The organism is Corynebacterium alimapuense (assembly GCF_003716585.1).
GTDB classification, from domain to species: domain Bacteria; phylum Actinomycetota; class Actinomycetes; order Mycobacteriales; family Mycobacteriaceae; genus Corynebacterium; species Corynebacterium alimapuense.
This window is the reverse complement of sequence record NZ_PTJO01000009.1, coordinates 1-5,367: the sequence shown is the minus strand read 5'-3', so window position 1 is coordinate 5,367 and position 5,367 is coordinate 1. Positions and strand designations below refer to the sequence as shown.

The following is a 5,367-nucleotide window of genomic DNA, read 5'->3' as shown; positions in this document are numbered from 1 at the left end:
GGTTTGGGTGGGTGTTTAGTCGGCCAATTAGTACCAGTCACCTCCACACCTTACAGTGCTTCCAGATCTGGCCTATCAACCCCATAATCTATAGGGAGCCTCAAAAGAAACCTCATCTTGGAACAGGCTTCCCGCTTAGATGCTTTCAGCGGTTATCCCTTCCGTACGTAGCCAACCAGCCCTGCTCCTGGCGGAACAACTGGCACACCAGAGGTACGTCCGTCCCGGTCCTCTCGTACTAGGGACAGCCTTCCACAAGTTTCTACGCGCGCGGCGGATAGAGACCGAACTGTCTCACGACGTTCTAAACCCAGCTCGCGTGCCGCTTTAATGGGCGAACAGCCCAACCCTTGGGACCTACTCCAGCCCCAGGATGCGACGAGCCGACATCGAGGTGCCAAACCATCCCGTCGATATGGACTCTTGGGGAAGATCAGCCTGTTATCCCCGGGGTACCTTTTATCCGTTGAGCGACACCACTTCCACAAGTAGGTGCCGGATCACTAGTCCCGACTTTCGTCCCTGCTTGAGTTGTCACTCTCACAGTCAAGCTCCCTTGTGCACTTACACTCAACACCTGATTACCAACCAGGCTGAGGGAACCTTTGGGCGCCTCCGTTACATTTTGGGAGGCAACCGCCCCAGTTAAACTACCCACCAGGCACTGTCCCCGACCCAGATCATGGGCCAAGGTTAAGGTATCCAATCCGATCAGAGTGGTATTTCAACAACGACTCCCACACAACTAGCGTCATGTGATCTACGTCTCCCACCTATCCTACACAAACCGAACCGAACACCAATACCAAGCTATAGTGAAGGTCCCGGGGTCTTTTCGTCCTGCCGCGCGTAACGAGCATCTTTACTCGTACTGCAATTTCACCGGGCCTGTGGTTGAGACAGCAGGGAAGTCGTTACGCCATTCGTGCAGGTCGGAACTTACCCGACAAGGAATTTCGCTACCTTAGGATGGTTATAGTTACCACCGCCGTTTACTGGGGCTTAAATTCTCCGCTTCGGTGTTACCACCTAACAGGTCCTCTTAACCTTCCAGCACCGGGCAGGCGTCAGTCCGTATACATCAACTTAAACGTTTTCGCACGGACCTGTGTTTTTAATAAACAGTCGCTTCCCTCTATTCTCTGCGACCACCATACGCTCACGTTGCAAGAACGATCACCCATGATGGCCCCCCTTCTCCCGAAGTTACGGGGGCATTTTGCCGAGTTCCTTAACCACAGTTCACCCGAACGCCTTAGTATTCTCTACCTGACTACCTGTGTCGGTTTAGGGTACGGGCCATGTATATACTCGCTAGAGGCTTTTCTCGACAGCACGGGATCACCGACATCACCCAAAAGGGCTACGCATCACGTCTCACACATCATGAACGGCGGATTTACCTATCCGTTCGTGCTACACGCTTACACCACAATCCAATAAGTGGCTCGGCTACCCCACTGCGTCACCCCATCACTTGGCTACTACCAGTTCAGGTCCCACGCACGCACACAACGCTACTAGCAAAGCCAATAGTCATCATGATTATGGGTGGTTAGTATCACTGATTCACACATGGGCGCATATACACGGGTACGGGAATATCAACCCGTTGTCCATCGACTACGCCTGTCGGCCTCGCCTTAGGTCCCGACTCACCCTGGGAAGACGAACTTGACCCAGGAACCCTTAGTCATCCAGCGGATGAGATTCTCACTCATCTATCGTTACTCATGCCTGCATTCTCACTCGCGCACACTCCACAGCCCCTCACGGTACTGCTTCATCGCAGTGCACGACGCTCCCCTACCCAACACGCCTCTCAAAGGAGACGATGTTGCCGCGGCTTCGGCGGTGTACTTGAGCCCCACTACATTGTCGGCGCAGAACCACTCGACCAGTGAGCTATTACGCACTCTTTCAAGGATGGCTGCTTCTAAGCCAACCTCCTGGCTGTCTTCGCGATCCCACATCCTTTTCCACTTAGTACACGCTTAGGGGCCTTAGCCGGCGATCTGGGCTGTTTCCCTCTCGACCATGAAGCTTATCCCCCACAGTCTCACTGCTGCGCTAACTATACCGGCATTCGGAGTTTGGCTGACATTGCTAAGATTGTAGTCCCGCTCAACCAACCAGTCGCTCTACCTCCGGCAAGCACCACGCAACGCTGCACCTAAATGCATTTCGGGGAGAACCAGCTATCACGGAGTTTGATTGGCCTTTCACCCCTACCCACAACTCATCCCCTCAGTTTTCAACCTAAGTGGGTTCGCGCCTCCACGACGTCTTACCGTCGCTTCACACTGGCCATGGGTAGATCACTCCGCTTCGGGTCCAGGACATGCCACTAAAACACCCTAGTTAGGATTCGCTTTCGCTACGACTACCCCACACGGGTTAACCTCGCGACATGCCGCTGACTCGCAGGCTCATTCTTCAAAAGGCACGCCATCACACACAAGAGGTGCTCTGACGGATTGTAAGCACATGGTTTCAGGTACTATTTCACTCCCCTCCCGGGGTACTTTTCACCATTCCCTCACGGTACTATCCGCTATCGGTCATACTGAGTATTTAGGCTTACCGGGTGGTCCCGGCAGATTCACAGCAGATTCCACGAGCCCGCTGCTACTCGGGTATATCACAACAACATACATGCAGTTTAAACGTACGGGACTCTCACCCTCTACGGTCGGCCATCCCAAACCAGTTCCACTGACCACACATACACCGCGACTAGTCAACAGCCCAGTCACATGACACCCCACAACACCGCATGCGCAACCCCTGTCAGGTATCACACACACACGGTTTAGCCTCATCCACGTTCGTTCGCCACTACTAGCGGAATCATTATTATTTTCTCTTCCTGCGGGTACTGAGATGTTTCACTTCCCCGCGTCTACCTCCACAACAGCTATGAATTCACTGAAGGGTGACTGCCCATAACGACAGCCGGGTTTCCCCATTCGGACATCCTCGGATCAACGCTCTGTTGGCAGCTCCCCGAGGCATAACGCAGCCTCACACGTCCTTCATCGGCTCAGTATGCCAAGGCATCCGCCATGTGCTCTTACACAAACACACACACAACCCACACAACAGTGCGGGCCGAGTGAACTAACACAACAAAAAAAATCACACAAAAATAAAGATGCTCGCGTCCACTATACAGTTCTCACACAACACACCACCAACACTCACACACCCCAACCCACAAAGGCCAGGACACACAAGATATCAGCGATCACCGAAACAACAATGTTGTCCCAGACACCCAACAGCATGCCAACGATTTACACATATTCCCGCAACAACAACCACACACCCCACAAAGGAATGCGCATAACACTGCCTAACTCTCACGGTGTGTCTCCACCCGATTATTCACGATCAGCGGGTTGACATACGCAACCACAAACCAATCAACAGACCCTACAACCACCCACAAACCTGCAGATAGGAGGGCCCACTATTAAAGCTCCTTAGAAAGGAGGTGATCCAGCCGCACCTTCCGGTACGGCTACCTTGTTACGACTTCGTCCCAATCGCCGATCCCACCTTCGACAGCTCCCCCACCACAAGGGTGTTGGGCCACTGGCTTCGGGTGTTACCAACTTTCATGACGTGACGGGCGGTGTGTACAAGGCCCGGGAACGTATTCACCGCAGCGTTGCTGATCTGCGATTACTAGCGACTCCGACTTCATGGGGTCGAGTTGCAGACCCCAATCCGAACTGAGGCCGGCTTTGAAGGATTAGCTTGACGTCACCGTCTCGCAACCTGCTGTACCGACCATTGTAGCATGTGTGAAGCCCTGGACATAAGGGGCATGATGATTTGACGTCATCCCCACCTTCCTCCGAGTTGACCCCGGCAGTTTCTCATGAGTTCCCACCATAACGTGCTGGCAACATAAGACAAGGGTTGCGCTCGTTGCGGGACTTAACCCAACATCTCACGACACGAGCTGACGACAACCATGCACCACCTGTATACCAACCACAAGGGAAGACGTATCTCTACGCCGATCTGGTATATGTCAAGCCCAGGTAAGGTTCTTCGCGTTGCATCGAATTAATCCACATGCTCCGCCGCTTGTGCGGGCCCCCGTCAATTCCTTTGAGTTTTAGCCTTGCGGCCGTACTCCCCAGGCGGGGCGCTTAATGCGTTAGCTACGGCACAGAAGACGTGGAAGTCCCCTACACCTAGCGCCCACCGTTTACGGCATGGACTACCAGGGTATCTAATCCTGTTCGCTACCCATGCTTTCGCTCCTCAGCGTCAGTTACTGCCCAGAGACCTGCCTTCGCCATTGGTGTTCCTCCTGATATCTGCGCATTTCACCGCTACACCAGGAATTCCAGTCTCCCCTACAGCACTCAAGTATTGCCCGTATCGCCTGCACGCCCGGAGTTAAGCTCCGGAATTTCACAGACGACGCGACAAACCACCTACGAGCTCTTTACGCCCAGTAATTCCGGACAACGCTCGCACCCTACGTATTACCGCGGCTGCTGGCACGTAGTTAGCCGGTGCTTCTTATACAGGTACCGTCATTTTCACTTCGTCCCTGTCGAAAGAGGTTTACAACCCGAAGGCCGTCATCCCCCACGCGGCGTCGCTGCATCAGGCTTGCGCCCATTGTGCAATATTCCCCACTGCTGCCTCCCGTAGGAGTCTGGGCCGTATCTCAGTCCCAATGTGGCCGTCCACCCTCTCAGGCCGGCTACCCGTCGACGCCTTGGTAGGCCATTACCCCACCAACAAGCTGATAGGCCGCGGGCTCATCTCGCACCGATAAATCTTTCCACCTTCCACACTAAAGGAAGGTCATATCCGGTATTAGACCCAGTTTCCCAGGCTTATCCCGAAGTGCAAGGCAGATCACCCACGTGTTACTCACCCGTTCGCCACTCGAGTACCCAGCAAGCTGGGCCTTTCCGTTCGACTTGCATGTGTTAAGCACGCCGCCAGCGTTCGTCCTGAGCCAGGATCAAACTCTCCACAAAATAATTCAGCAGAATCATTCAGGCAAAGCCCAAAACCTAACCAAATAAACAAACAACCAACGATCAAAAAATATCAACCATCAATCATCCATCAAAAACTGCAAACAACAACAACCACACACCACAAAGCAGCATGTAGGCCATCATCATCTACCAGTGATCGCCAACCACCCGACGGGGCAAGGTTAGACAACCACCAAAAGACAACAACATTCATTGCATTCGCACCGAAACAACACTCACCACACACCAAAGCATGTAGCGCATTATTTACAGTGGCACCCTCAATCGGACAGGTACCACCCGGCACACACCCACCACCACACACACAAATGCGCAGCAGCAAGCTAGACAA

The 5,367-nt window shown here is 53.5% G+C and carries 2 rRNA genes; both read right to left on the bottom strand.

Annotated features, from left to right (window positions below):
- Positions 1–7 precede the first annotated feature (7 nt).
- Positions 8–3,087, bottom strand: a 23S ribosomal RNA gene (locus tag C5L39_RS10550).
- A gap of 402 nt (positions 3,088–3,489) precedes the next feature.
- Positions 3,490–5,012: ribosomal RNA gene (locus C5L39_RS10545) — 16S ribosomal RNA — on the bottom strand.
- The 16S and 23S rRNA genes sit together here, the layout of an rRNA operon.
- Positions 5,013–5,367 lie beyond the last annotated feature (355 nt).